Source organism: Klebsiella africana, from assembly GCF_020526085.1.
GTDB lineage: Bacteria > Pseudomonadota > Gammaproteobacteria > Enterobacterales > Enterobacteriaceae > Klebsiella > Klebsiella africana.
In genome coordinates this window covers 846,302-873,053 of record NZ_CP084874.1, presented here as the reverse complement: position 1 = coordinate 873,053, position 26,752 = coordinate 846,302, and the positions used below count along the sequence as shown (strand labels likewise).

Sequence of the window (26,752 nt, the reverse complement as noted above, 5' to 3'; positions counted from 1 at the left end):
ACAACAGCCTTATTATTATTCGAGCTGCCAGGCGCCAGCTTCGGTTAATGCCGCCGAGCCGCTCCAGGCAAATAACGCTAATTCACGGCGGGGAGCCTGCGGATAGATACGGCTGCTCAGGCAGGCCTCGCCGTCATTGACAAAAACCTCCACCGAAGAGCTATCGAAAAATATCCGCAAATTGAGATCCGCCCCGGCGGTAAACGGCACGCTGCGCGTTCCGCACAGGCCATACTGCGGATAATGCCGCTCCAGCACCAGACGCTGCTGTTGGGCATCCACGTAGATGCGCAGGCCATCGCCAAAGCGCAGACCATACTGCTCGGCGCTGCTGCGGGCGCAGTCCCAGCGCAGATTCACCTCCATCGCCTCGCAGTTGTCGACCATCGTCGTCTGCTGGTTGTTCAGGGTGCTGACCGGCCACGGGAACCAGGCGCCGCGCAAACTCTCCACTTCTTTCGCCGGGCGCATCTGCAGGCGGTTATCGGCGCTCAGGCTCAGCTCCCGCGGCAGGGAGAGCATGCCCGCCCAGCCGTCCTGCTGCTCTGGCAGCGGCGATTCCCACATATCCAGCCAGCCAATCACGATCCGCCGGCCATCAGGAGTGGCGAAGCTTTGCGGGGCATAGAAATCGTGGCCGTTATCCATCTCCCGGAATTCGCCGTGGCGAATAAAACGCTGCCCCGGCTGCCACTCGCCGATAAGATAGCCGCTCTGGAACAGGTTGCGGTTACGGAACCCTTCGGCCTGCATCCCCTGCGGGGAAAACATCAGAACGCGTTTGCCGTTGAGGGTGAAGAAGTCCGGGCACTCCCACATATAGCCCATGGTACTTTCCGCTTCATCCAGCACGCCCGCATCCTGCCACTGGCGCAGATCGGCTGAACGATACAGCCGCACCTGGCCAGTATCGCCTTCGCGCGCGCCGACGATCATGTACCAGCTATCCCCTTCCCGCCAGACCTTCGGGTCACGGAAGTGGTGCATGCCCGGCGGGGTGTCGACCACCATACCCTGGCGCTCAAAGTGGATCCCGTCGCGGCTGGTGGCCAGACACTGCACCTGATACAGATTGGCTTCGTCGCCAGGATCGCCGTGGAACTTATGCCCGGTGTAAATCAGCGCCAGGGTATCGCCATCGACCACCGCCGAACCGGAGAAGCAGCCGTCTTTATCTTCCGGCCCCTCCGGCGCCAGGGCTACCGGCAGGTGCTCCCAGTGCACCAGATCCTTACTGCGCGCGTGCCCCCAGTGCATCGGTCCCCACTGGGTGGAGTACGGGTGATGCTGATAAAAGGCATGGTACCAGCCGTCGAACCACACCAGACCGTTAGGGTCGTTGATCCACCCGGCCCGGGCCGCCAGGTGATAGTGCGGATACCAGCGCAGATTGAGCGCCTGGCGTTGTGTCTGGAGTACCTGTTCAGCCCTGGAGATTGTGTAAGTCATCATTTTCACTCTTTTTGATTCAGATAGCGGTCGGTTGCGACACCAGCGGATCGGCAGAGGATTTACCGGAGCGCAACAAGAAGATGGAAATAAAGGTGGTGCAGAACACCAGCAGGCCCATGATCAGATACGACTGGGCGAAGCCATATTTTTCATAGCTGTAGCCCGCCAGCGGCGACAAGATGCTGGCAATGATCGAGCTGGTGCAGGCGAAACCCACCAGATAGAGGGTGGAGGAAAGGCGTTTATCGAAGTTGAGGCTGTTGTACTTAAAGATTGCCACCAGCAGTATCGGCAGCTCCACCGCGTGCAGCAGTTTGGTGATGGAGATCAGCAGCGGCCCCTCCACCAGGCCGGAGGCCACCATGCGCATCGCCATCACCATCCCGGCGAAAATCAGACCGTTCTTGGCGCCGATGCGGTTCACCAGCCATGGCGCGCAGAACATGCCGGCCGCCTCGAGGAACACCTGGAAGGAGTTGAGATAACCATACATCTCATTGCCTTCCTGCAGGGTCGCGAACTGCGATGAGAAATAGACCGGGAACTGCTGATCATAGACGCCGTAGATGCAGGTGCCGATGACGAAAAAGACCAGCGCCCAGAACCGCGGCAGCGTCAGCAGGCGCAGCGCGTCTTCCAGCGTCACCTTGCCGCCCGATACCGCCTCCTGCATCGCATGCGGCGCCGAGGAGACCCGCAGCCGCGCCAGCAGGATAAAGAACACCAGCCCGGAGCAACTGGCGACGAGGAAGTTAAGCTGCGGGTTGATGTTAAACAGCAGACCGGCGAAGAAAGTAGCCACCGCCCACCCCAGCGATCCCCACATCCGCGCCCTGCCGAATTCAAACTGGCTCTGACGCGCCACGCGCTCGGTATAGGATTCCAGCACGCCGATACCGCCGTTAAAGGTCAGGCCGATGTATATCCCGCCGAAGATGCTGCCCAGCAGGACGTTGATTTTCAGTAGATAGCCGAACAGCAGATACGCCGGACCGGAGAGGATCAGCAGCGCGGTGATATACCAGAGCAGATGTTTGCGCAGCCCCAGCTTGTCCTGGATAAAGCCATAGCAAACTTGCGCAAACAGCGCGGAAACCGACAAGACGGCGTAAATGAAGCCGGTATCGCCCGCTTTCAGCCCTACCTCCTGGTGAAGCCAGATGGAGAGCAGGGAGCCGGATGACGACCAGGTCACGAAAAAGAAAAACAGTAAGGCACTGAGCAACGGATAGCTGTGTGAGTGATGCGCTTTCATCATGACATTCTCGTGTTAGAGGAATGCAATTATGGTAACGTTAACAAAAAACAAATCGCAGATGGATTCGCCGCGATATATGATGTTAATCACAAAAGTTAACGTTAACATTATAAAGATGCGATCGCGATCAAAAATTAACCGCCACCGCGCTCTCGACGGCGATAGCAGAAAATCGTTTCACTCTTTTACATCAGCGACTTAGTTGTATAGCCTGTACGCTGCAGCAATGGCGGAGGAAAAAATGGCGTCCCTGAAAGATGTAGCAAAACTGGCGAATGTATCTTTGATGACCGTCTCGCGGGCGCTGAACACCCCGGAGCGGCTGAAGCCGGAGACGCTGGCCCGCGTGCAGGCCGCCATCGCCGAAACCAACTACGTCCCCGACCTGTCGGCGAAGAAAATCCGCGGCGCGCGCGCTACCCCCAGCACCATCGGCGTGCTGGCGCTGGATACCGTCACCACGCCCTTTTCGGTGGAGATCACCCTCTCGATCGAAGAAACCGCCCGCGCCCACGGCTGGAACAGCTTTGTGGTCAACATGTTTTCGGACGATAGTCCGGAAGCGGTGGTCGACCTGCTCCTCTCCCACCGTCCGGACGGTATTATCTTTACCACCATGGGCCTGCGCCAGGTACCGCTGCCGGATAAACTGCTGACCCTGCCCTGCGTGCTGGCCAACTGCGAAAGCCTCAGCCAGCCGGTGGCCAGCTATATCCCGGACGATGAACAGGGCCAGTACGACGCGGTAAAAGCCCTGCTTGCCGCGGGCTATCGTCGTCCGCTGTGCCTGCACTTACCCGCCAGCCAGCTGGCGACGATTCGCCGCCGCCATGGGCTGGAGCGCGCTTGCCGGGAGGCCGGTATCGAACCGGACAGCCTGACTCACTCGTATATGGGCCAGGGCGATGAGCATTACCATGATATCCCGGCGGTGGTGCTGGCGCATATCCTCGAGGGTAAACCTGACTTTGACTCAGTGATCTGCGGTAACGATCGCATCGCCTTTATGGTTTATCAGACGCTGCTGGGTCAGGGGTTACGCATTCCCCAGGACGTGGCGGTGGTGGGATACGACAATATGGTGGGCATTGGCGATCTGTTTCTGCCGCCGCTCTCCACGGTGCAGCTGCCGCATTACGACATCGGGCGCCTGAGCGCCCTGCATATCATTCACGGCGACAACCATCGGGAGACACGTAAAGTCGCCAGCCCGTGGTTGCCGCGCGCCTCACATTAACGATTACCGATGTTGCGCAGCTTCTCGCCCGCCATCAGGTTGCGCTCAATATGCTCGAGGGTGACATTCTTGGTTTCCGGGATCAGCCAGAAGGTGACGCCGATAAAGGCCACGTTGAGCACCGTGTAGAGCCAGAAGGTGCCGGCGGCGCCAATCGCGTCAAGCAGCGTCAGGAAAGTGGCGCCGATGATCATGTTCGACACCCAGTTGGTGGTGGTCGAGCAGGTGATACCGAAGTCGCGGCATTTCAGCGGCTGGATCTCGGAGCAGAGGATCCACACCACCGGCGCCGCGCTCATCGCATACCCGGCAATACACATCATGGTCATGCCGACGGAGAGCCAGGAGAGGCCGCTGGAGGCGGTGCCATTGTCGAACTGCATCAGGCAGTAGCCCAGCACCAGGGTACCCAGCGCCATCACGCTAAAGCCGATTTTCAGCGCTGGCTTGCGTCCCGCTTTATCCACTGTGAACACCGCAATAAAGGTGGCAAACATAAAGGTCAGGCCCACCACCAGGGTGGCGATCATCTGCTGTTCAGTCGTGGTGAAGCCCGCCATTTTAAAGATACGCGGCGCGTAGTACATGATGATGTTCATGCCGGTGAACTGCTGCATCGCCTGCAGCAGCATGCCCAGGAACACCGCCCGGCGCACGTTACGATTGACCTTAAACAATGCCCAGCCGCCCTGCTTCAGCTTCAGGCTCTCACGGATCTCGTTAAGCTCGTCGCGCGCCTTTTCCGAGGTATCGCGCAGCATCCGCAGCACCTCTTCCGCTTCGATATGGCGCCCCTTCTCCGCCAGCCAGCGCGGGCTGTTCGGCAAAAAGACGACCAGAATAATCAGGATCACCGCCGGCAGCGCCAGCACACCCAGCATGGCGCGCCAGTTACCGCTGTAGCTAAAGGCGGTATCGGAAAGAAACGCCAGCACAATACCAAGGGTAACCATCAGCTGGTACATACTGATCATTTTCCCGCGCACGTTCTCGCTGGCCATCTCGGAGAGGTACAGCGGCGCGGTATAGGAAGCGATCCCGACGGCCACCCCCAACACTACGCGGGCCACCAGCAGCACTTCCACGCTGGCGGCGAAAGCGGAGCCGATAGAGCCGGCAACGAACAGCACGGCCCCTGCCATCAGGCTGTATTTACGGCCGAGGCGGAACGACAGCCAGCCGTTAAACAGCGCGCCTATCGCCGCCCCCAGCATCATGCTGCTGACCACCCACTCCTGAAGCTGGCTGGATAAGGTGAAGTGATCGGTAATAAAGGGCAGCGCCCCGGAGATCACGCCGATATCCAGGCCAAAGAGCAACCCTGCCACCGCCGCGGCGATAGAAACAAACCAGTTCATCCGCCGGGTATCACGTTGCGTCCGCGGCGATAATGTAGAGTCGTTACTGATTGAAGTCATTTTTTTCCTGCCACACAGAGTAAGACATAAGACGAAAGTACGTGACTGGTGGATAAATTAGTCAGGCAGGATAAGCCAAAGATATGGACTATATTGCTGGCAGGATGGGTTTTGTGATGGACATTAAACTTTCAAAGTAACAAAAAATGCGTTTCCCATAGTTTATAACCCTGCTCATACAGGGCGCTAACATTAATCAGGCGGTCATGGATATGGACGATCCGAATTTTGCGGTATGGACAATTATTACTCAAACGGCCGGAGCGTGACTCACCGCCCCGGCCATTGCAACGGGTCAGCGCGCCAGCCAACCGCCGTCCACCGCCACCGTGTAGCCATTGATGTAGTCGGAGGCTGAGGAGGCCAGGAACACTACCGGCCCCATCAAATCGGCCGGCAGTCCCCAGCGCCCGGCGGGAATGCGGTCGAGAATTTCGCTGCTACGCTGCTCATCGGCGCGTAGCTGCTGGGTATTGTTGGTCGCCATATACCCCGGGGCGATGGCGTTGACGTTGATATTGTGTTGGGCCCATTCGTTTGCCAGCAGGCGGGTCACGCCCATCACCGCGCTTTTGGATGCGGTATACGATGGCACGCGGATCCCGCCCTGGAATGACAGCATGGAAGCGATGTTAATGATCTTCCCGCCGCTGCCCTGGGAAATAAAGTGCTTCGCCGCCGCCTGGGACATAAAAAATACACTCTTGATGTTGAGGTTCATCACGTCGTCCCAGTCCTTTTCGCTAAACGCCAGCGCGTCTTCGCGGCGGATCAGGCCAGCGTTGTTAACCAGAATATCAATATGGCCGAACTCCGCCACCGCCCGCTCCAGCAGCCGGGGAATACCGTCGATCTGACGCAGGTCGGCGGTCAGGCTGAGAAAACGGCGTCCCAGCGCTGTCACCCGCTCAATGGTTTCCACCGGTTCGACGATATTGATACCGACAATATCGCAACCCGCTTCCGCCAGCCCAAGGGCCATGCCCTGACCCAGACCGGTATCGCATCCGCTCACGACGGCCACTTTTCCCTGCAGGGAGAATGCATCAAGAATCATAATGTGTTCCTTTGTCGTTCTGAGCCTGCAGTTTGCAGGCAAGGTTCTGTCGGCCCGGGCCGCGCCAGCGGCGAGGCTGAGCATTGGGAGAACTCTCGGGCATTGCCCAGCTAAAAAAAATAAAACAGAGTTCCGTTTTGCTGATGATGGCCATCTTAGTCTCGGCCAACATCATTTTCAACAATATTTAAAACGATGTTTCATTTTTTATGATGAAGATTACAAAAAAAGAAAAAGCGGAGGTACATGACGGTAAGCGCCAGGCGGGAAGCGGTTTTAAAAGGATGACGATTCAACCAGTTGCCTGGAGAGATGGCCGAACAGAGGGCAGCAGACCGCTGAAAAGGTGGGAATTAGCCTGAACTGCGTGAGACATCACAAATAATGAAACGATGTTTTGATAAATTAACACCCATCTTTTAAAACACACAACTCAGCGACACGCCTCTGGTCCAGCGGCATCGCAGGAAACAAAGGAGCACTACATGGCTAAAGGCATGCGGGTCAAACTGAATTATCACGTCAGCCACGATCCGGATACCGGGGCGGAAGTTACCCGCTTAACCCCTCCGGAGGTCACCTGTCATCGCAACTACTTCTATCAGAAGTGCTTTTTTAACGATGGCAGCCATTTACTGTTCGCCGGCGAGTTTGACGGCCACTGGAACTACTATCTGCTGAATATCGCCAGCGCCGAGGCCGTCCAGCTGACGGAAGGCGCCGGGGATAACACCTTCGGCGGCTTCCTCTCCCCGGATGATAAGTCGCTCTATTATGTGAAAAATGACCGCACCCTGCTGGAAGTCAACCTCACCACCCTCGCCGAACGTGAAGTCTACCGCGTCAGCGATGACTGGGTCGGGTATGGCACCTGGGTGGCAAACAGCGATTGCAGCAAACTGGTGGGCATTGAGATTGCGAAACGCGACTGGACGCCGCTCAACGACTGGCAGATTTTCCATGACTTCTTCCATAAAGGACCGCACTGCCGCCTGCTGCGCGTCGATCTGCGCAGCGGTGAAAGCCAGGTGATCCATGAGGAAAAAATCTGGCTGGGACACCCGATCTATCGTCCCTTCGACGACCATACCGTCGCCTTCTGCCATGAAGGGCCGCACGATCTGGTGGACGCCCGCATGTGGCTGGTCAACGAGGATGGCAGCCATGTTCGCAAAGTCAAAGCGCATGCCCCGGGCGAAAGCTGCACCCATGAATTCTGGGTACCGGACGGTTCGGCGCTGATCTATGTCTCCTATCTGAAAGGCCAGCAGGGGCGAACCATCTATCGCTTCGATCCTGAAAGCGGCGTCAACGAAGCCCTGATGACCATGCCGGCCTGCTCGCATCTGATGAGCAATTTCGACGGCACGCTGCTGGTGGGCGATGGCTCAGGCACGCCGGTGGATGTCAAAGACACCGGCAGCTATTCCATTGATAACGATCCCTGGCTGTATGTCTTTAACGTGGCGCAAAAGCGCTATTTCCGCGTCGCGCGCCATGATACCTCATGGGCGACGGTGGCCAACAGCCGCCAGGTGACGCACCCGCACCCCTCGTTTACCCCGGACGACAGCGCCATTTTGTTCAGCTCCGATAAAGACGGTAAGCCGGCCATCTATATCGCGAAATTACCCGAGCATCCGTCAATGCTGAACGCCTGATCCACGCCACACTTATTTCTGTAACTGGCCTTGCCCTCCTTCGCGGAGGGCTTTTTTTTCTTCTCTTTTTCGCCCATAAAAAACCCCGGCTGACCGCGCCGGGGAAAACAGACGATGAGGTCCGGGAGTGGGTTAGAATGAGTAGGCCACCCCAACGCGGAAGCGGGTCTGGCGATCGCTGCGGTCATTCACGCCGACGTTGCCGATTTCACCATACGGCGACCAGTTGTTATCCAGCTTATAGGCCACCTTCACGTTATATTCCTGCGAGTAGGGTTTGTTGTCGTTACGGTTCACCCCTTCCGAGCTGCGGGCATAGACATAGTTCAGCTCGGTACGCCAGTCGCCGAGGACAAATCCAGCCCATGCGTCGCCGCGATTCACCTTGTCATCATCTTTGCCGGCATCGTTCGGATAGCGGGTGTACTCATAGCGATAGCGAGCGGCGACATAGAAGCCATTGTCGAAACTGTACTGTACGTGCAGGTGCGGCTTGTAGATGGAGCGGCTGTCGTTGCTCTCTATGGTAAACCCGGGGGTGAGGAACAGGTTGGACGTCGCTTTCCAGCGCCAGCTGATGGTGTCTTCATGGCCATTGCCCACCACGTCCGAATAGGGTTGCGAACCGTTGTCGCCACCTGAACGCCACTTGGCCTCGACGGTAAAGCCTAAACCATTGGCAAAGCGGTGGGAAACGGAGACGCGGTCGGCATTACTTTTATCGCTCTTTCCGCCATCAATAAATTCATGACGTAAATCTATCGTTACCGCAGTTGCCGCAAAAGACATACCGCAGAGGGCGGCAAGGACCAGAGCTCGTTTTAACATAGGGTACCCTTACAATAAATAAAATGTCATTTCGTTTTTATGAAACATCATTTTATTTTTTAAGTACCATTGTTTTAGTGACCAAGATCGTAGTTATTTGTTTCAAAAAAGGTGGCACAACAAGACGTGACGTAGCTCAATAAATCTGCAGGTGGGAGAGTGAAATACAGGAGAAAGAAGCAGGATTCAGTAAAGCGCGGCGCATAAAAAAGGCCTCCCGCAGGAGGCCATGGAGATCAAGACAGAGCGTCAGGCGCGCTCTACCGCCAGCGCCACGCCCTGGCCGCCGCCGATACACAGCGTCGCCAGTCCTTTACGCGCATCGCGCTTGATCATTTCGTGTACCAGCGACACCAGGATCCGACAGCCGGAGGCGCCGATGGGATGGCCGAGGGCGATCGCGCCGCCGTTGACGTTGACCCGGCGCTCATCCCACTCCAGGACCCGGCCCACCGAGATAGCCTGAGCAGCGAAGGCCTCATTGGCTTCGATCAGATCGACGTCGTCCAGTCGCCAGCCGGCCCGCTCCAGACAGCGGCGGGTAGCGTGCACCGGCGCGATGCCCATCAGCGCCGGATCGACCCCGACGCTGGCGAAGGCGCGGATCCGCGCGAGGATCGGTAGCCCCAGTTCAAGGGCTTTGGCTTCACTCATCATCATCACCGCCGCTGCGCCATCATTGATGCTGGAGGCATTGCCGGCGGTGACTGACCCGAGGCGATCGAAGGTGGGCTGCAGGCTGGCCAGCCCTTCCGCGCTGGCATCCACCCGCGGTTGTTCATCAGTATCCACGGTGCGTGGCATACCGTTATACTCTGTAACCACCGGGACAATCTCGTCACGAAAGCGCCCGGAATCAATCGCCTTGCGCGCCTTATGCTGCGAGCTGAGCGCCCAGGCATCCTGCAGCTCACGGCTGATGCCATATTCCCGGGCCAGGTTTTCCGCCGTGACGCCCATATGATAATCGTTGAAGGCGTCCCACAGGCCGTCATGCACCAGACTATCAATCAGCTGGCTGTTGCCCAGCTGGGCGCCGGTGCGGCTATCGGTAAGGACATGCGGAGCGCGACTCATGTTCTCCTGACCGCCAGCGATCACCACGTCCGCTTCCCCGCACTGGATCGCCTGGGTGGCGAGGTGCAGGGCCTTCAGGCCGGAACCGCAGACATCATTAATGGTGATCGCCGATACGGTGTTAGGCAGCCCACCGCGAATAGCGGACTGACGCGCCGGGTTTTGCCCGGTACCGGCGGTCAGTACCTGGCCGAGGATCACCTCATCCACGCTGTGCGGATCGATCCCCGTCTGCTCAACCAGCGCTTTCACCACCACGCTCCCCAGCTCGACGGCTGAATGGCGCGATAAGGCGCCCTGAAAGCAGCCAATCGGCGTTCGCAGCGCCCCGACGATCACGACATCCTTCATCCTCTACCCCTGCCCATGCTTTTGCGCAAAGAAACAGCGATATACTAGATAATTGTTATCAAAAAACTTTGTAATTGTTTAAAAAAAGTGAAGCCAATCACAAAGAAATATCCTTCCCTTAACCTTAACGCCGCTGCAGATGCTCACGTAGCCAGCTGCCGGCCGCTCCCGGCGGCGCGTTCTTATTCCACAGCAGGTCGACCGAAATCGAGCGCGGCCAGCCGGGAATATCAAGCGCCACCAGCCTGCCCTGTGGTGCAAACTCCGCTACCAGCGCGCAGGGCAGAATGCACCAGCCGAATCCCTGCGCCGCCATGCTGAGCAGCAGCAGGTAGTTCGGCGCCGACCAGACCTGGCCACGTGCCGGCTCCGTGGCACTTGCCAGAAAGGTGCTTAAACGCAGCTCGCGCCAGCTGTGCAGCTCGTCCCAGGCAACCTTACCCTGCGCCGCCAGCGGATGTTCAGGGGCCACGTAAATGCCCATCGCCGTCTGCAGCGGCAGGCGAGTGCTGCCGATGTCACCAGGGTAGCGATCCCTCGCTTCAATCAGCCCGACCTGAGCACGGGATTTTTGCAGGAGATCGATGACATCTTCGTCTTCGCCAATCAAACACTCAAACTCGGTATGAGGGAAGCGGCGGTCAAACTGCACCAGCAGATCTTCCAGCACGTCCGGGTGCAAGGTATCCGAGAGCACAAAGGTCAGCCGCGGCTCCGTCTCGCCGGACAGCGACACTGCCAGTTCGTCCAGCCGCTCGCTGGCGGCAAGGATCGCTTTGACATAGCTCAGCACTTGTTCCCCCTGCGGGGTCAGCGTCGGTTGCCGCGTTGCCCGATCGAAAAGGGTGACCCCAAGATCGGCCTCCAGGTTGGCGATGGCGGTACTGATCGTCGACTGGCTTTTGCGCAGGCGGCGGGCGGCCGCGGAAAACGACCCGCTGTCGACCGCCTCTACAAAGGCGGTTAACGCTTCCGGTGAATAACGCATGAAGTATCTACTTTATCGATGGGTTCTATCTTTTGTTTATCATATTTTTCCATAAACTGCCGGGTAATTTCCTGTTCAGGCTCAAACTGGAGGTAGCTCGCCATGCAACAGACCCCACATCAGCGCAAGACGCTCACCGAACGCGTTATCCATGCCATCACCTTCGAAGGACTGGCGACGCTGATCCTCGCCCCCACCGCCGCCTGGCTAATGCAGCGCTCGGTGGTGGAGATGGGCGGGCTGAGCATTCTGCTCGCCACCCTGGCGATGGTATGGAACATCATCTATAACGCGGCGTTCGATCGCCTGTGGCCGGTCGCCCGCTTTCCCCGTCAGCTAAAAGTGCGCGCCCTGCACGCGCTTGGCTTTGAGACCGGATTCGTCATTATCGGCGTCACCATGGTAGCCATTGTGCTGGGCGTCTCGCTGCTGCAGGCGTTTATGCTGGAGATCGGCTTTATGCTCTTCTTCCTGCCCTACACCATGGCATTTAACTGGGTATGGGACACCCTTCGCGAGCGCGTTATTCGTCATCGCCGCCCGCGCCAGGCGGCGCGCGGGTAACTCCGGAGCGGATCCTGCGCGATCCGCCGCGACTTTATCACCAAAAACTATCGCAACAGGCAAACCATAAATATGGTAAATTGCACTCCTTTTTTTTGGTTTGACGGTTGATAAAGTCGCATAATGTCTAAAATTTGGTCTAAAGAAGAAACTCTTTGGAGTTTTGCCTTATATGGCACTGCAGTAGGCGCTGGGACGCTATTTCTACCGATCCAGCTGGGTTCGGCTGGCGCCATTGTCCTTTTCATCACCGCGCTGGTAGCGTGGCCGCTCACTTACTGGCCCCATAAAGCGTTAAGCCAGTTTATTCTTTCGGCCAATATCGCGCCGGGCACCGGGATCACCGGCGCGGTCAATCACTATTATGGTAAGAAAATTGGCAACCTGATCACTGGCCTCTACTTCCTCGCCTTCTTTGTGGTAGTGCTCATCTACGCCGTGGCCATCACCAACTCGCTGGCCGAGCAGGTGGCGCATCACATGCCGATGACGCCTGCGCTGCGGGCGCTGCTGAGCCTGGGCGTTGTGCTGGTTCTCAATCTGATCTTTCTCATGGGACGGCAGGTCACCATTAAGGTGATGGGCTTTCTGGTCTTCCCGCTTATCGCCTGCTTCCTGTTCCTCTCCCTTTATTTAATCCGCGACTGGCATCCGGAGCATCTCACCAGCCAGATGCAGTTCAGCACTCAAACCCTCCACCAGGTCTGGATCTCCATTCCCGTGATGGTTTTCGCTTTTAGCCATACGCCGATCATCTCGACTTTTGCTATCGACCAGCAGGAGAAACACGGCGACCTGGCCATGGGTAAATGCAAAAAAATCATGAAGGTGGCCTACACCATCATCTGCGCCAGCGTGCTGTTTTTTGTTTTCAGCTGCCTGCTGGCGATCCCGGCGACCTATATAGAGACCGCCCGCGATCAGGGAGTGACCATCCTCTCCGCCCTGTCGATGGTGCCGGGCGCACCGGGCTGGCTGGCGGTAACCGGCATCATCGTCGCCGTGGTCGCCATGTCGAAATCGTTTCTCGGCACCTACTTCGGGGTGATTGAAGGCGCCAGCGAAATCGTCAAAAGCTCGCTGGGCCTGCTGGGCGTACGCAAGAGCCGCGCCTTCAACCGGGCAATGTCGATCCTGCTGGTTTCCGCCTTCACCTTTGCGGTGTGCTTCATCAACCCGAATGCTATCTCCATGATCTACGCCATCAGCGGGCCGCTTATCGCCATGATCCTGTTTATTATGCCCACGCTGTCGACCTGGCTCATACCGGCGCTGAAGCCGTACCGCTCGGTGGGTAACGCCATTACGCTGGCGGTCGGCCTGCTCTGCGTCTCCGTGATGTTCTTCGGCTAATCGCCTCTGGCGACAGCGGCTTGCCTGAGCCGCTGTCGCACATTCTGACAATATTCTCGCCCTTTCCTTTCCCCTGAGCGGATTACACTTACGGCTTAGCCATCGTGAGGAGAGTTCGTATGTCCAGTGTCACCTTATCCGGTCGCGGCACGCTCGGCGATCGCCAGGTTTATCGGTTGGGTTATGGCGCAATGCAGCTGGCTGGCCCCGGCGTCTTCGGCCCGCCGAAAGATCCCGAGGAGGCGGTGCGCGTACTGCAGGCCGCCGTCGAGGCCGGAGTCAACCATATCGATACCTCTGATTTTTACGGGCCGCATATTACCAATCAGCTGATCCGCAAAGCGCTCCACCCCTACCCTGACGATCTGTGCATTGTCACCAAGGTCAGCGCCCGCCGTGACGAGAAAGGCAACTGGCTGCCGGCCATGTCGCCTGCCGAACTGACCCAGGCCGTCGAGGACAATTTGCGTCATCTGGGGCTCGACGTGCTGGAGGTGGTCAATTTGCGCAGTATGCTGAGCCCCCATGGCCCGGTGGAAGGGTCGCTGGAGGCGCCGCTCGCTACGTTGCTGGAGCTTAAGGAGCGGGGTTTGATCCGCCATATCGGCCTGAGTAACGTGACGGCGAAACAGGTCGCCGATGCACAGAAAATGACGCCCATCGTCTGCGTACAAAACCTCTATAACATCGCCCATCGCGCCGACGACGCGCTGGTGGACGCGCTCGCCGCCCAGCACATCGCCTGGGTGCCCTTCTTCCCGCTGGGCGGTTTTACACCGCTGCAGGCACAAGAGCTGAACGACGTCGCGGCCTCGCTTGCGGCAACGCCGATGCAGGTCGCCCTCGCCTGGCTGCTCCAGCGTTCGCCTAATATTTTGTTGATCCCCGGCACCTCATCCCGGACGCACCTGGCGGAAAATATAGCCGCCGCCGAACTGGCCCTGCCGGCGGAGGCCTTGCGTATTCTGGATAATATTGCTGCCAGTACGCACCCCTGACCCACCAGACGAAATGGAGGGGCCCCCTCCCTCCTCAATATTTGCCTGGAAAAACCCCAACACTGCTGGCACTATAGATCCTACAAATGGGGCATGATCGACGATCTTTTCTCATCGTCCCCGATAATCAATCTTAAGTTTATATCCTTCGACCGGTCTCCAGCTTGGAGGCCGTTGTCGTTTTTGTCACGACCAAAATTGGAAACTCTTGATTACAGGAAAAACAATATCGAATTCCAAGTTTATACAAATCAATCTGGCTGCAAAGATAGCCAATAACATCAAACGCTCATAAAAACATCTGATTAACCCAATCAGAATGTTGCTATTGCTATAAGAAAAATCAAACGCTTCATCACAACTATTTACAAGGGATGCACATGACAGAGGGAACGATAAAGACCAGTAAGTATGAAATTATTGCTATTTTCCGCGAGGAGTTGCGCAAACGTACTGAAATTGAAATATTTTTTAACAACACCAGTATCATTACCCAACTAACACGCGTGGATTTTGCCGAGTTTCATATTCAGACCCATCGTAAAATCCCGTCAGGCCATAAGACTCGCTTTCTCCTGCATAGTGATTCAGGGAAAATAGAGTTTAATGCAACGCTGACAAAACATGACAATAGCGGTGTGGACAAGGGTATCCGCTATGCTTTTTCATTGCCTGAATGCCTCCAGGTCGTACAGCGTCGCCGCGATCCCCGCTTTCGTTTACGCCATGAACATGACTTTTATTGTCGCGGCCGCCATAAGAATGGCGAAAACTATCTTTTCGAGATCAAAGACATTTCTGACGGCGGTTGCGCATTGATAACCAAGACGCCAAATCTGAAATTCCTCAGCCATAACGCGTTGCTGAAAAACGCCGTACTGATGCTGGCGGAATATGGTGAGATCACCATCGACCTGATGGTAAAGAATGTCATTGTTATCACCCTGGATAACACCAATGAAGAGAGCGAAAGTTACTATCAGATATCCTGTCAGTTTAAGTTTCGCCATCTCGATGACCAACGCAGAATAGAGAAGATACTGCTGGACCTGATCTTAGAAGCCAAGCGCAAAAAGAGAATCTGATAACCTTGGACAGTATATTGTTGTACACCAATGATAATCTTATTGGTCATTCAATCTATCACTACCTTATTGATAGCGATGAAAATGCCACCCGTCTGAGCTATGAGGATTTTCTCCATGGGAATCATAATCCGGACGCTCAGACGGTTATTTTCAATTTAATCAATAAGGATATTTCTGTCATCAGACTGGTGGGCTTGTTGAATACGCTGCGCTTTTCCCTGCTGCGCTACCAGCAGCCGGTGCTGGTGGTAAAAAGCGAGATTGCCGGGCTGTGCAGGGAGTTGATAAAGATTGATAATGCGATGATTATTACTGAAAAATCACCACTCACCCTGTTTGCCTCTATCGCCCAGCGCGCGAGCGGCGTCAGTCAACTACCACCGCAGCGATTGCGCAAACAGCTGTCGCAACGCGAATGCCAGATACTGGAATTATTGATTGCCAACAATAACAATAAGCGTATTGCGGCCCTGCTCGGTATTGCCCATAAAACGGTTCATAGCCACCGAATCCATATCATGCAAAAACTGGGTATAGATAATTCCCGTACCATGAATCAGCGTATTGCCGCCCTGCATCAATGTTAAATGTAAATGAGGTAAATCGGTAGCGGAGAAAGCGTACTTATTCGCTGCTGATTTACATTTCACGCCATTCCCATTAATCATCAGGTAGCCTATAATTCATGTATCCTCTACCTATTGTCTGACTAACCTCTTGATGAGGGATAATGAACACTAAAATATCCGAAGACAACATTTCATCTCGTAATGATATCGCTGTACGCTACGTCTTTCAGAAAATGTTTTCCCCACAAGGCACTCTGGTCGCGGTGGAATGTTTAAGCCGCTTTGATAATCTTTCTATTTCCCCCGAAGATTTTTTCCGCCATGCTACCGCCGCTGTTCGGGAACGTATTTTTCTCGAACAACTGGCGCTGATTGAAAAGCATAAAGCATGGTTTTTACGTAACCATATTTCCGCAACAATTAACGTTGATGACCATATCCTGAACCTGTTGCGCCAGAAGGATATAAAAGCCAAAGTCGCCGCCCTGACCTGCGTCCATTTTGAGGTAACCGAAAACGCCGAGAATCTGCTGCATAATTCTCTTGCCGCCTGGCAGAATCCACAGGATACCTCCCTGTGGCTCGACGACTTCGGCTCCGGCTACGCCGGGATTAATGCTATTCGCGGTTATCATTTTGACTATGTGAAAATTGATAAGGATTTTTTCTGGCACCTGATGCGCAAAGAGTCCGGCCGTCAGTTGATGGATGCGCTGGTGACCTTTTTATCGCGCAATCATCATAATGTGATTATTGAAGGTGTAGAAAGCGAAGCCCATAAAGAATGGCTGCAGGGAATGGAGTGGTTTGCTATCCAGGGACATTACTGGCGGGAAGTCAGTATTGAACAACTGGTCGCCGACGATATTGCCATGTAACAAAGCCGGGAATTCCCGGCTTTTTTGACATTACTTAATTATAAACTAATTCCCACGTTGCCCAGCTGGTAATCGGCCCGCTGGTGGCGCTTTTTGGCGTGGGCGAAACATAGCCAACGTAATAAGTAAACAGGCCGCCGCTGACCGCGCTTTCCTGCAAACGCACCTGATTTTGCTGCGGGTCCGTCGGGACAATTTTATTACTCTTATCCAGCGTATTATTATCGTTAGTCGATAGCGCCAGATAAATATTCTGCGCACCATCTGGCAAGGTATTGGCCAGATAGCCGGCGTTTTCGTTGCCAACCGCCGTCAGTAAAAAACCATCGACCCAGCGCACGCTGACCCGACGCACCTCATCCTGCGAGGCGGCCCCACCGTCATGGCGCAGCTGGCAGTTTGACAGTGCCAGGGTAAACGGCTGCGGTTTCATAAACGCCCCGGCCCCGCGATCGTGGACTTCCGCCAGGCTGACCGGCGCCAGCCAGACATTACCGCTGCCAGCATGCTGACCCCCGTTTAGCGCAACGCTGCAGGAGATATCTGTTACCCGCCCGGCAAAATCGACACGTCCCCGGTCATAATTGGTCTCAAAACCCCACGCCGAGGGGGCGGCGAGGCAGCCACAAAACAGCAGCCACGCGATAGTGTGTTTCGGCAATCCCTTCATTCCCCCTCCCGTATTAATCGTACGTCAGGTTAAAGATCATATGCGACTCCACCTCGCCGGTACTGGTCGTCGGGCCATACTGATAAAAGCGCGCGTGCAGCGGTATGGTGATGTAGCGAGTCTCCTGGTTGTTCAAGCGGCCGACGGTGTATTTCTTATTAAACTGCAGCGGCGTTCCATCCTTCAGCACCTGGATACCGACGCCTTTCGCCATGCCGCTGCCAGCCTTTTCATTCAGCAAGGCGCCCATGGTCGCTGTAGTGCTGGTAGCCAGCGTTCCGGAGAACGAGGTGCTGATGTTGGCATACCCGGTTTCACTCAAACCGCCGCTGCACTGCAGATCGATATTAAAATCTTTCCCGCCCGCAGTGGTTCCCACACCTTTCAGATCGCTGCGCCGGATGGAGCCCACATCGACATTCATATTCTTCCCGCTCATCACCGTACAGGAGGGCGAAACCACGGTGATGGCGTTGGCGCTTAAATAGGTTTCGAGGATCGGGTTACCGCCGCTCTCCCAGTCATAGGAGGTGTATTTCCCCGCCGCCAGAGTGCCGCTGCCGGTAGTTGCCGCGGTTTTGATTATCTCCAGCGTAAAGCGCGACCCCTCCAGCGAATAGCTGGTAGTACCCGATACCCGCGACGAAAAGACGTCGGGATAGACGATATTGACCGTCGCGCCGCCGCGGCTGAAACGCATGCCGATACCCGGCACGTTGGTGGAATAGATTTTATTCCCGAGGTCCGTGGCCCCTGGCGCAACAATCTTCGCCGCAAAGCGGTTGGTGCCGGAGGTACAGCGATAGCTCGCGCCGCCGGGGGCGCTCATCGTCCAGTCGCGGGTGAGGATCACCGATCCCACCGGCAGATCCGGGGGCACCACCACCCTGCCCACCACCATGTCCAGCATCACCGTTGGCGAAGAGAGACGCGTACAGACGGCCCAGGACGAGGTGGTTCCCAGCGCCATTAAGACGATAAAAAGCGTCAGTAATTTCCTCAGCGACATACGCTATCCTTTGTTGTTTGCTGTCCCAGTTCCACCGAACACTGCCCGCCGCTCCACTTCACAATCGCGCGTTTGGCGTTCGCATCGCTGATAAACATCATGCTGCCCTGGCCAACGACACCGATTTCTTTACCCTCAGGGGAGAAAATACTTGCGGCGAACGGCAACGGCTCGTGGTTCGCCTGGCGCGCCTGCAGGGTGAGGTTGTTCTGCACCGTAGTGCCGAACGCCACCTTAACCACGCTGCCTTCCCATGGCACAACCTGCGCCACGGTGCGATCGAAGGCCACGTCGTCATGGCTGCCTTTCGGATCGATCTCGACGGCGTTAATCCGGTACGGGCGCAGATACGGCAGGATGGCATAGCCATTGCTGTCCACACGGGTGCCTGGCGAACCTGGGAGCATCGCACCGGCCGCGTCTTTGGCTTCAATCAGCGCCATCGTCGAACCGCTTTCCGGCGAAAGCACCACGCCGCCGCTGTGGGCGATCATCGTCCCGCTGGCGCCAATGCCGCTCTGACGATAGCCTTCGCCCTGGCTGTAGCTGCCGTTGAGCGTGGTCCATGGCGTACGGTAGCTGCCGTTGAGCGCCACATCGTGCTGGCCGCCGGTAGCCGTGGTGGTCGACACGCCGTAGTTCAGGTTGTTTTCACTGTCCAGCGAACCGTTGATGCCAATCTGCGAGCTGGCAAAGCGCGAGTTATTGAACGAGGTGTTCGACGTCAGGTTGGCGGTGCGGTTATCGCCAAACCACAGCGGGTAGCTGAAGTTGAGTGAAATGCGATCGTCGCGGCGATGACCGGAGCTGTCTGGCGTATAGACGCGCTGGGCGCTCGCCGACCAGGAGAGACGGCCAAAGGAATTGTTGTAGCTGACCTGATACTGCTTCTCGGTCCCGGAACGGTTCCAGTAATCGGAGATACGGCCGCTGAGATAAAACCCGCCCCAGCCTTCCGGAAGGTTCTGGTTCACGGTGAAGGTCATGCCGTTTTTTTGCCGCCACAGGATGTAGTTGCTGCGGCTGTTTTTTTCCTGATCGACGGCGTATAACGCGTCATTGAGGTTGTAATAGCCTTTCGTCGAGTAGCGATACGCCGCCAACACGATGCTGGTCTGAGTATCGGTAAACATGCGGTTAAAAGTCGCGCGATAGCTCTGACCCGATTCATCATAGGTATCGCTCTTCAGCCGCGAATGGGTCACGTCAAAGGAGAGCGCGCCGATGCCGGTGTTCATCCCGGTCCCCACCAGGAAGGCCTGATAGTCATCGAAACCGGTGACCCCGGTGTAGCCGGTCAGCAGGTTATTGATCCCGTGCTGCCAGGTGGCCTGATAGAGCATCGGCTTGTTGCGCAGAGAACTGTCGTCCACTTTACCGGCAGAAAGCGCGTAGCGGGTCATTCCCGGGCGCAGCAGCTGGGCGACGGAAGCGTAAGGCACGCTAAAGACTTCCACCGAGCCATCCGCCTCTTTCACCGAAACCTCAAGGTCGCTGCCATAGCCGGAAGGATAGACATCCTGCAGGGTAAACGGCCCGGGCGGAACGGTGGTCTGATAGATGATGTTGCTGCCCTGGCGCACGGTGACGAGGGCGTTGCTTTGCGCCACGCCGCGAATTTCCGGAGCATAGGAGCGCATGCCGTCCGGGAACATATTGTCATCGGTAGAAAGGTTGATCCCACGCAGACCGATGGTGTCGAAAAATTCACCATTGGTAAAAATCTGTCCGCCGCTGACAATGGAGTTGAGCTGCGGAATGGGGCGCTGGAGATAGGTCTGGTTACTGTTCCAGTGCGCTTTACCCTGCTGCTGCTGCCAGTTCAGGTTACCGATGTGCTTCAGCAGCCAGCCGTCCCATGACAGACCAGCGTTAACGCCCAGATAGGCGCTGCTGTTATCCGATCCGCCTACCGAAGAGGTGTGACTGTTCCAGGCGTTGGCCATCCAGCCAAGATTAAGTGCGGTAATGCCTTTGTCCCAGAATTCCGGGCTGACATAGTTTTTCAACCGTTGATCTTCATAGATCTGCGGCACCGAGATGTTCAGTCGCAGAGAGGACTGGACCAGGTTATCTTTGACGTTTTCTTCGTTACGCCAGGATTTGAGGCTGCCACAGTAGCCTTCCTGCTCGCTCAGCTGCGGATTGAGCTTTTCCGCAGCGATGCCGTACTGCGCCAGCATCGCTTTGGTGTAGCAGACGCCGAGTTGACCGTCTTTGTCACGCGCGATGCGCAGATCGTAACGCCCTTTCCACTCGTCGTTGGTATAGACATCAAGGGAGTATGTGCCTTCGCTAATCGCACTGGTCGAAAAGCGCGACAGGTCGACCTTTTCGCGACTGCCGACAATAAAGCCGTCGTTAAATTGATATACCGTTCCCGGGTTTTCCTGTCCGCTGGAAAATGGCGGAAAGCAGCACAGCGCGAGGGCGATCGCGGTGCTTAATCTTCCCGGGCAGAATGACCTCTGCTTCATTAGCGTTTCCCTTATTTAACGGCCACTTTCACTGCGACATCGGCGCCATAGTCATTGATGTTATTAATGGTCAAGGTTTCACCGCGGTTGACAGCGGACGAGAGCGCTACCGTCTGGCTGGACTGCGGCGCCAGCATCACGGTTTTGCTGTTCAGGGCTTTGCCGCCGTCGCGGGAAATACGGCTAACGGTGATGTAAAACGGCGTCGGGTTATTCATGCCGAGGCTACTGCCGCTGGCGGTCAAAACCAGCTTTTCGGCCGCCGCATCGCGGTTGCCTAACCCCGCAGGACGGTAGATAAATTTAAATCGGGAACGGATCGCCAGCTGCAGCACGTTCTGGCCTTCATTTTTCTGATCGGCCACCACAGGTGGAATTTCCAGCAGGTTCAGCCACCACAGCGTTTCTTTATCTTTCGCCAGGCCGGCATTGCTGCCGAGTTTAATACGCAGTGTCTGGCCGCTTTTGGCGTCAACACGCGAGATCGGCGGGGTGATAATAAACGGGGTGGTAATGGTATCCGGTGTCGCGTCGGCATCGCCATTATCCAGCCAGGCCTGCGCCAGCGCCGGACGGTCGGCGTTATTTGAAAGCTGTACCGTTATTTCTTTTTCATTTCCGGGATAAATAAAGCGGGTACCGTTAACAATAATGTTGTTGGCATGGGCCGCAAAACTAAAAATGAAACAGAAAAAAAGGGCAATACGCTTCATGCTGACCTCAGAATAAAAATAGAAGCGGCGGTCATCGCCGCTTTATTATTGTTATTAACTGCCCCATAGCGGGGCAGTTTTATTTTCTGGCGGAATTACTGGTAAGTAATTTCGTAAGTCGCGTAGCTGTTGACCACACCGGTGGTCACAGTGTCCGGCGTGCTGGAGGCATAGCCAACGTAGTAGGTGAAGCGCGCGCCATCGGCTACAGCGGAAGTATCGCCTTTCGCTTTCGGCTGAGTATTGTCGCCTGGGATGATTTTGTTGGTCAGCGCGGTGGCGTCGTCAGTCGACAGCACCAGCTGGATGTTCTGCGCGCCAGCAGATTCGGTGTTCGCCAGGTAGCCCTGCTGCTTGCTGCTTGCGCCAGCCAGCAGGTTACCACCGGTCCAGTTCACGCCCAGTTTGCTTACGTCATCCTGTTTGGTGCCATCGGCAGCCTGGCAGTTAGAGACGTCAATGGTGAAAGATTTCGGTTTCAGGTAAGTATCCGCTGCTGCCGCTTTAACTTCAGTCAGGGTTACCGGAGACAGGTAAACGTTCGCATCGCTACCCTGGCCGTTAACGGAAACAGTACAGGATACGTCGGTAACTTTACCGAAGAAATTAACCTGGCCGCCGCCAACAGTGGTATCAGCTGCATGGGCAGCAGTCATGCCAAAAAACGCGGTTGCCATTGCTGCAGAGAGAAGAACCTTTTTCATTGCCATTTCCTTGTCAGAGTGAATTACGAATCAATGAGCACACTGTGAATTCGCATAGAACCAGAAACATCAGGCGATGCTGATTTATGCCACTGCTAATAGAATCTTCGACTGACCGGGAGCCGCAATATTTAAGGCGTCAGGTAACGAACCTAAAAATATAAGTTCGCTGGTGCTATCGGCGTCAAAGAATGCTATTCATTCGCCGACAAATATACATTTGTTCACGTTTCATTAAGATATATAACAAACAAGCGTAAGCTATTAATAAATGATTATTGATAGATGAAAACGAGACTGTGGTTATTTACAGCGCAGAATGTCTAACGCCGCGCAAGGGGAAATGAAGCCGATCAGACTGCCGCAAAAGCCGACACGGCGCCATCGCGATAAGTCCTAAACCTCCTTGGTAGCGAGGAAAATAACACCAACTAATTCACGCAATGAATGATATAGAGGTAAATGAGGCGCATTCCTTCCTGTGTACGCAAGCAGCTCGCGTGATATTCCTTGCATAACACTATCATCAAATCATTGTTTTTAAATTAAAAAATAGATAAACACCGCTACCCTTATCATCCCTCCGCCACAAAAACGTGATCTAAATCGCACTTTTTGCAACGCACGTTATAGTTAGCAGACTTATTATAAACCCATCGAAAGCAAACACGCTTTCCACCATAAAAGTTTAAAGGATAAACACCATGAAAAACGTAAAATTACTCGCCGCTGCCGGTATGCTCTCTCTGGTTTCTTTCGCTAGCTTCGCTCATCCGGTGAGCGTGACCGCTGACACCCTGGACAGCGCAGAAGCGAAAATCGCAACCATTGCGAAAGAACAAGGCGCTTCCTACCACATCACCGAAGCCTACACCGGCAACCAGGTCCATATGACCGCCGAGCTGTCTAAATAAGCGAATGGTTGCAGAGGGAGCTGCCGGACAGGCCGCCTGCGGGTGGCTGGTCTGGCTCCCGCCGCCCACCCCATACGCAGCAATGTCGAGCCCCGTTACGGGGCTTTTTTCGTTTTTGCTCCCGCTGCCTGGCGCGCCAGCGCGCGCTGGATAGACAACACGCTCGCCAGCACCACGATCAGTCCCACCAGCGCCATTCCCTGGATCTTTTGTCCGAGGAATATCCATCCCAGTACCACGGCGGTCACCGGGCTCAGCAGACTCATCGCCGATACCGCCACCGGCGAGAGGCGGCCAATCCCCCGGAACCACAGACCATAGGCCAGCATCGCACCCGCCACGCATAGCCACAGATAGCCAGCCACCTGTAGCGCTGTCACCTGATGTAAAGGTGGATCAATCAGTAGCGCCAGCGGGGCCAGCGCTACCCCACCGATCGTCAGCTGCCAGCCGGTCAGCGCGACGATCGGCAGGGAGAGCGCCCAGCGCCGGGAGAGCCAGGTGCCCAGCGCCATACTGAGCGCCCCAAGAAATGCCGCGCCGATGCCCAGCGCATCAAGGACGGATCCCGGCGACAGCAGCAGCATCGCCATACCGAGTATGCCGGCGATGGCGGAGAACACCGCCAGCCAGGGCGAACGCTGTCGGTCTACGCACCAGGCGAGGAGCATCACCAGTAGCGGCTGGATCGCACCGATCACCGCCGCCAGCCCGCCGGGTAAGCGATAGGCGGCGATAAACAGCAGCGCCTGAAACGCGCCGATATTTAACATGCCGGTGACGATAAGCTTTACCCATTCGCCGCGCTGCGGAAAGCGACGGCTCCAGATCAGCAGGGCGATACCTGCCGGCAGCACCCTCAATAGCGCAGCGATAAAGGGTCGATCAGGGGGAAGAAACTGGGAGGTGACGATGTAGGTTGTTCCCCAGATAGCGGGCGCCAGCGCGGTGAGCAATAAGTCGATCATCAGATTACGTGAGAGAAAAGCCATGATTTTATCTTCACTTCAAGGTAAATTGGTGCCTGAAGTATGTACCGCCAAGTATCTTGATATCAAGACAAGTGAGCACTGATGGACAAATCACCGCCGATCGACGCCGTGGATCGCATCCTCGCCCAGTGGCAGCGGGAGCGGCCAGATCTGGACTGCAGCCCGATGGGGCCGATAGGTCGCCTGAAACGATGCGCTATGCTGCTGGAGCCGCAAGTGGAAGTGGCCTTTACGCGCCACGATCTGGTGCGCTGGGAGTTTGACATGCTGGCGACGCTGCGGCGCGCCGGGGCGCCTTTCGTACTTTCGCCAACCCAGCTCTTCTCTACGCTGATGATTACTTCCGGCACCATGACCCATCGTCTGAAGGCGCTGGAGAAACGCGGGTTTATTACCCGCCTGCCCAATCCGGAAGACGCCCGCAGTATGCTGGTCGCCCTGACGCCCGCCGGACGCGAACGAATCGATGCCGCAGTGGAAACCCACGTCGACAACGAACGACAACTGCTGGCAGGACTCAGTGACGGTGAACGCCAGCAGTTGGATCAGGCGCTGCGGGTGTTGATGCGACTGCTGGAAACGGGCTAACAGCCAGCCGCGATAAAGTCGCCGTTGGCGCTGATCGGCACCACGGTGAAAAACAATCCCACGGCAAAGAGGATCAGCGCCAGACCGCCGAGGATCTTCACCAGCGGTACCAGCCAGGGCCGCGGGCGGTGATTCGTGGCCAATCGTTTGACCGTGCGATGACGCGCATAGTGAACCAGCAGCGACAGACCGAGGATCGAGAGCGCGGTGCCCAGCGCCATGCTCATCACCGCGGCGATGCCCCAGCTGACAATCCCCAGCGCGTTGGCGAATAATAAAATCATGATCGCCCCGCTGCAGGGCCGAACGCCGATAGCCAGCACCACGCCAAGGCGCGTCTTCCAGTCAGCGCCCTGCAGATCCTGCCCCACGCCGTGGTGGCCGCAGCCGCACGAGGCGTCATGCTGATGCGCTGGCGTCAGACGGCGAATCACCTGTTTTGCCGGCCACAGGCTTTGCAGAGCGCGAAAGATAACATAAGCCCCAAAGACGCCGATGGTCAGGGCGCTGATCTTCTCGACGTACCAGCGGCTGGCGCTAAGATCGCCGGCGGCCAGATTCAGCCCCACCGCAAGAATAAAGACGAAAAGTATCGCAGTGACGCCCTGCAACAGGCTGCCGAGAAAGGGCACCACTCGCGCCGCCGTCAGGCTCTCCTGATTGGTGCTCAGGTAGGTCGTCACGATAAATTTACCGTGTCCCGGTCCGACGGCGTGCAGCACGCCATAGAGAAAGGCCCCCACCAGCAGCCAGATACCGCCGCTGTACTGATGGTTATTCAGCAACAGAAGGTACATCACCAGATAGCGATGCAGGGTAATTTGGGTGGCGAGACACCACTGGAGAAAGTCACCCCAGTGGCTATGCAAGGTGATACCTGCGGCCAGCAGGAGAAGGCCGCCGCACCCGGCCGCCAGCAGGCGCCAGTCGCGGAGCGCAATCGGAGTCGTCATCGTTATGCCATTGTAGTAAACGTAAACCGCCTGACAGCAACTTTACGACAGGCGAGCGAAGGTGTCAGCGCTGAAGGGTGAGGAATTTGTCGAAACTGGCCACGGGATTGTTCGTAGTCACCAGGCTCCGCATTATCTACCGATCGCTATCTTCTCGACACCGTATTAGCGCAGAATGCCTCAATATCTTGAGCATACCATAGTTATATCTTTTTATGCGTTATTGGTTACCAATACCTTTTGATAGGAATAATTACTCGAAAAATTACAGATAAAAATAAATAAGTTATTTCTTTGCGAGCATTTTTTGTCATTTATTATGCTGCGCTTCCGGCAAGAATATTCTTTAACTGCTATTTATTTATTGTACTCTTCAGCAGGATCACTCCCATGAAAAGAGGCTTACTTACCCTGGTCTGTATGGCGCTACTGCTGCCATCGCTTTCTGTCCAGGCTACCTGGCGCAGCGACAAGCGCCAGGACGCCCGAGATATCCGTCAGGATAGTCGCGAACAAGGTCGAGATACCAAGCAGGAATGCGTCCGCAATAACAATCAAAGCAACGCCAGTTGCCGTCATGATAAACGGGAAAACCGCCGTGAAGGTCGCCAGGAGGCACGTGACGAAAAGTGGTGAACCGGCAGGCTTCGGCGTATCCTGGATGTGAGTCCTTCCCGCGCCGAAGCCGTTAATTCTCTCCTGATACTGTAATCGCCAACCTGACGTTTCTACTATGCAGCTTATTCTTAACAGGGAAGCGAGTATTCCAACCCGCCAACAGACCGTGTCGCAATACTTACCAGTCCCCCTACTGCCTCCATTGACGTCGTCCTGTATACGTTGACCGTGACGAGTTTTCATCTCATTCAACCGCATGTACCAGATTAAGCTTACCCGTTGAAATACGGCGTAATGTGCTCTATTACAGACAATGCTATTATCACCAGGCTTTTTG

26 protein-coding genes are annotated in these 26,752 nt (G+C 55.9%); 11 read left to right on the top strand and 15 right to left on the bottom strand.

Going from position 1 to position 26,752, the window contains the following annotated elements; genetic code table 11:
• Nucleotides 1-15: 15 nt before the first annotated feature.
• The 3 genes from LGL98_RS04315 to LGL98_RS04305 are packed head-to-tail and all read right to left on the bottom strand — an operon-like array spanning nt 16 to nt 2,878.
• On the bottom strand, nt 16-1,449 hold the full coding sequence (locus tag LGL98_RS04315) for a glycoside hydrolase family 32 protein (RefSeq protein WP_136029434.1): 1,434 nt from the start codon (nt 1,447-1,449) through the stop codon (nt 16-18).
• 19 nt (nt 1,450-1,468) lie between these two features.
• Nucleotides 1,469-2,710, bottom strand: coding sequence for an MFS transporter (locus LGL98_RS04310; RefSeq protein ID WP_136029228.1), 1,242 nt, complete (start codon nt 2,708-2,710; stop codon nt 1,469-1,471).
• 12 nt (nt 2,711-2,722) lie between these two features.
• Entirely contained in the window at nt 2,723-2,878 is a 156-nt protein-coding gene (locus LGL98_RS04305; protein ID WP_226651851.1) for a hypothetical protein, read from the bottom strand.
• A 73-nt stretch (nt 2,879-2,951) separates the two neighbouring features.
• On the opposite strand from LGL98_RS04305, the gene LGL98_RS04300 reads away from it, so the two are divergent.
• Complete coding sequence (locus tag LGL98_RS04300) at nt 2,952-3,947, top strand: LacI family DNA-binding transcriptional regulator (protein WP_136029226.1); 996 nt, start codon at nt 2,952-2,954, stop codon at nt 3,945-3,947.
• Here the strand turns inward: LGL98_RS04300 and araE are convergent.
• Together araE and kduD are read right to left on the bottom strand one after the other, a co-directional pair.
• Entirely contained in the window at nt 3,944-5,365 is a 1,422-nt protein-coding gene (araE, locus tag LGL98_RS04295) for an arabinose-proton symporter AraE (RefSeq protein WP_136029224.1), read from the bottom strand. The genes LGL98_RS04300 and araE overlap by 4 nt on opposite strands.
• Before the next feature lie 295 nt (nt 5,366-5,660).
• On the bottom strand, nt 5,661-6,422 hold the full coding sequence (gene kduD / locus LGL98_RS04290; protein WP_025711277.1) for a 2-dehydro-3-deoxy-D-gluconate 5-dehydrogenase KduD: 762 nt from the start codon (nt 6,420-6,422) through the stop codon (nt 5,661-5,663).
• 485 nt (nt 6,423-6,907) lie between these two features.
• Between kduD and LGL98_RS04285 the strand changes: the two genes are divergently transcribed.
• Entirely contained in the window at nt 6,908-8,083 is a 1,176-nt protein-coding gene (locus LGL98_RS04285) for an oligogalacturonate lyase family protein (RefSeq protein ID WP_136029222.1), read from the top strand.
• A gap of 132 nt (nt 8,084-8,215) precedes the next feature.
• Here the strand turns inward: LGL98_RS04285 and ompK26 are convergent, their stop codons facing one another.
• The 3 genes from ompK26 to LGL98_RS04270 form a co-directional block, all read right to left on the bottom strand.
• Entirely contained in the window at nt 8,216-8,911 is a 696-nt protein-coding gene (ompK26, locus tag LGL98_RS04280; RefSeq protein WP_136029220.1) for a KdgM family porin OmpK26, read from the bottom strand.
• A gap of 249 nt (nt 8,912-9,160) precedes the next feature.
• Nucleotides 9,161-10,339 (bottom strand): acetyl-CoA C-acetyltransferase, encoded by a 1,179-nt coding sequence (locus LGL98_RS04275; protein ID WP_136029218.1) that lies wholly within the window; start codon nt 10,337-10,339, stop codon nt 9,161-9,163.
• Nucleotides 10,340-10,463: 124 nt separating this feature from the next.
• Nucleotides 10,464-11,327 (bottom strand): LysR family transcriptional regulator, encoded by an 864-nt coding sequence (locus LGL98_RS04270; protein ID WP_136029216.1) that lies wholly within the window; start codon nt 11,325-11,327, stop codon nt 10,464-10,466.
• A gap of 102 nt (nt 11,328-11,429) precedes the next feature.
• Here LGL98_RS04270 and LGL98_RS04265 point away from each other — a divergent pair, with 102 nt between their 5' ends.
• The 6 genes from LGL98_RS04265 to mrkJ all read left to right on the top strand — a co-directional run bounded on the left by LGL98_RS04265 (nt 11,430) and on the right by mrkJ (nt 16,777).
• Nucleotides 11,430-11,891 carry a multidrug/biocide efflux PACE transporter gene (locus LGL98_RS04265; protein WP_136029214.1) on the top strand — a complete coding sequence of 154 codons (462 nt, stop codon included), beginning with the start codon at nt 11,430-11,432 and terminating at the stop codon, nt 11,889-11,891.
• Between the two features lie 123 nt (nt 11,892-12,014).
• Nucleotides 12,015-13,244, top strand: coding sequence for an amino acid permease (locus LGL98_RS04260; RefSeq protein ID WP_136029212.1), 1,230 nt, complete (start codon nt 12,015-12,017; stop codon nt 13,242-13,244).
• 119 nt (nt 13,245-13,363) lie between these two features.
• The gene (locus LGL98_RS04255; RefSeq protein ID WP_136029210.1) at nt 13,364-14,242 is read left to right on the top strand and encodes an oxidoreductase; all 879 of its coding nucleotides are present in this window, start codon (nt 13,364-13,366) and stop codon (nt 14,240-14,242) included.
• 380 nt (nt 14,243-14,622) lie between these two features.
• The gene (gene mrkH / locus LGL98_RS04250; protein ID WP_136029208.1) at nt 14,623-15,327 is read left to right on the top strand and encodes a transcriptional activator MrkH; all 705 of its coding nucleotides are present in this window, start codon (nt 14,623-14,625) and stop codon (nt 15,325-15,327) included.
• A gap of 5 nt (nt 15,328-15,332) precedes the next feature.
• Complete coding sequence (gene mrkI / locus LGL98_RS04245) at nt 15,333-15,917, top strand: transcriptional regulator MrkI (protein WP_136029206.1); 585 nt, start codon at nt 15,333-15,335, stop codon at nt 15,915-15,917.
• A gap of 143 nt (nt 15,918-16,060) precedes the next feature.
• Nucleotides 16,061-16,777 (top strand): cyclic-di-GMP phosphodiesterase MrkJ, encoded by a 717-nt coding sequence (gene mrkJ / locus LGL98_RS04240; RefSeq protein ID WP_136029204.1) that lies wholly within the window; start codon nt 16,061-16,063, stop codon nt 16,775-16,777.
• Nucleotides 16,778-16,811: 34 nt separating this feature from the next.
• Here the strand turns inward: mrkJ and mrkF are convergent, their stop codons facing one another.
• From mrkF to mrkA, 5 genes are all read right to left on the bottom strand, one after another.
• Nucleotides 16,812-17,447, bottom strand: coding sequence for a type 3 fimbria minor subunit MrkF (gene mrkF, locus LGL98_RS04235; RefSeq protein WP_136029202.1), 636 nt, complete (start codon nt 17,445-17,447; stop codon nt 16,812-16,814).
• Nucleotides 17,448-17,460: 13 nt separating this feature from the next.
• Complete coding sequence (gene mrkD, locus LGL98_RS04230) at nt 17,461-18,456, bottom strand: type 3 fimbria adhesin subunit MrkD (protein WP_136029199.1); 996 nt, start codon at nt 18,454-18,456, stop codon at nt 17,461-17,463.
• Complete coding sequence (gene mrkC / locus LGL98_RS04225; protein WP_136029197.1) at nt 18,447-20,933, bottom strand: type 3 fimbria usher protein MrkC; 2,487 nt, start codon at nt 20,931-20,933, stop codon at nt 18,447-18,449. Before mrkC ends, mrkD begins: the two co-directional genes overlap by 10 nt.
• An 11-nt stretch (nt 20,934-20,944) precedes the next feature.
• Entirely contained in the window at nt 20,945-21,646 is a 702-nt protein-coding gene (mrkB, locus tag LGL98_RS04220) for a type 3 fimbria chaperone MrkB (protein ID WP_136029196.1), read from the bottom strand.
• Nucleotides 21,647-21,741: 95 nt separating this feature from the next.
• Nucleotides 21,742-22,350, bottom strand: a complete 609-nt coding sequence (gene mrkA, locus LGL98_RS04215) for a type 3 fimbria major subunit MrkA (protein WP_136029194.1) — start codon at nt 22,348-22,350, stop codon at nt 21,742-21,744.
• Between the two features lie 704 nt (nt 22,351-23,054).
• On the opposite strand from mrkA, the gene LGL98_RS04210 reads away from it, so the two are divergent.
• Nucleotides 23,055-23,264, top strand: a complete 210-nt coding sequence (locus tag LGL98_RS04210) for a YdgH/BhsA/McbA family protein (RefSeq protein ID WP_002916131.1) — start codon at nt 23,055-23,057, stop codon at nt 23,262-23,264.
• A gap of 95 nt (nt 23,265-23,359) precedes the next feature.
• On the opposite strand, the gene LGL98_RS04205 is transcribed toward LGL98_RS04210, so the two are convergent.
• The gene (locus LGL98_RS04205) at nt 23,360-24,256 is read right to left on the bottom strand and encodes an EamA family transporter (protein ID WP_136029192.1); all 897 of its coding nucleotides are present in this window, start codon (nt 24,254-24,256) and stop codon (nt 23,360-23,362) included.
• An 81-nt stretch (nt 24,257-24,337) separates the two neighbouring features.
• On the opposite strand from LGL98_RS04205, the gene LGL98_RS04200 reads away from it, so the two are divergent.
• Nucleotides 24,338-24,844 (top strand): MarR family winged helix-turn-helix transcriptional regulator, encoded by a 507-nt coding sequence (locus LGL98_RS04200; RefSeq protein WP_020805182.1) that lies wholly within the window; start codon nt 24,338-24,340, stop codon nt 24,842-24,844.
• Here the strand turns inward: LGL98_RS04200 and LGL98_RS04195 are convergent.
• Nucleotides 24,841-25,797 (bottom strand): nickel/cobalt transporter, encoded by a 957-nt coding sequence (locus tag LGL98_RS04195; RefSeq protein WP_136029190.1) that lies wholly within the window; start codon nt 25,795-25,797, stop codon nt 24,841-24,843. The two genes, LGL98_RS04200 and LGL98_RS04195, sit on opposite strands and share 4 nt — an antisense overlap.
• 390 nt (nt 25,798-26,187) lie before the next feature.
• On the opposite strand from LGL98_RS04195, the gene LGL98_RS04190 reads away from it, so the two are divergent.
• Nucleotides 26,188-26,433 carry a hypothetical protein gene (locus tag LGL98_RS04190; RefSeq protein WP_136029188.1) on the top strand — a complete coding sequence of 82 codons (246 nt, stop codon included), beginning with the start codon at nt 26,188-26,190 and terminating at the stop codon, nt 26,431-26,433.
• The last annotated feature ends 319 nt before the right edge of the window (nt 26,434-26,752 follow it).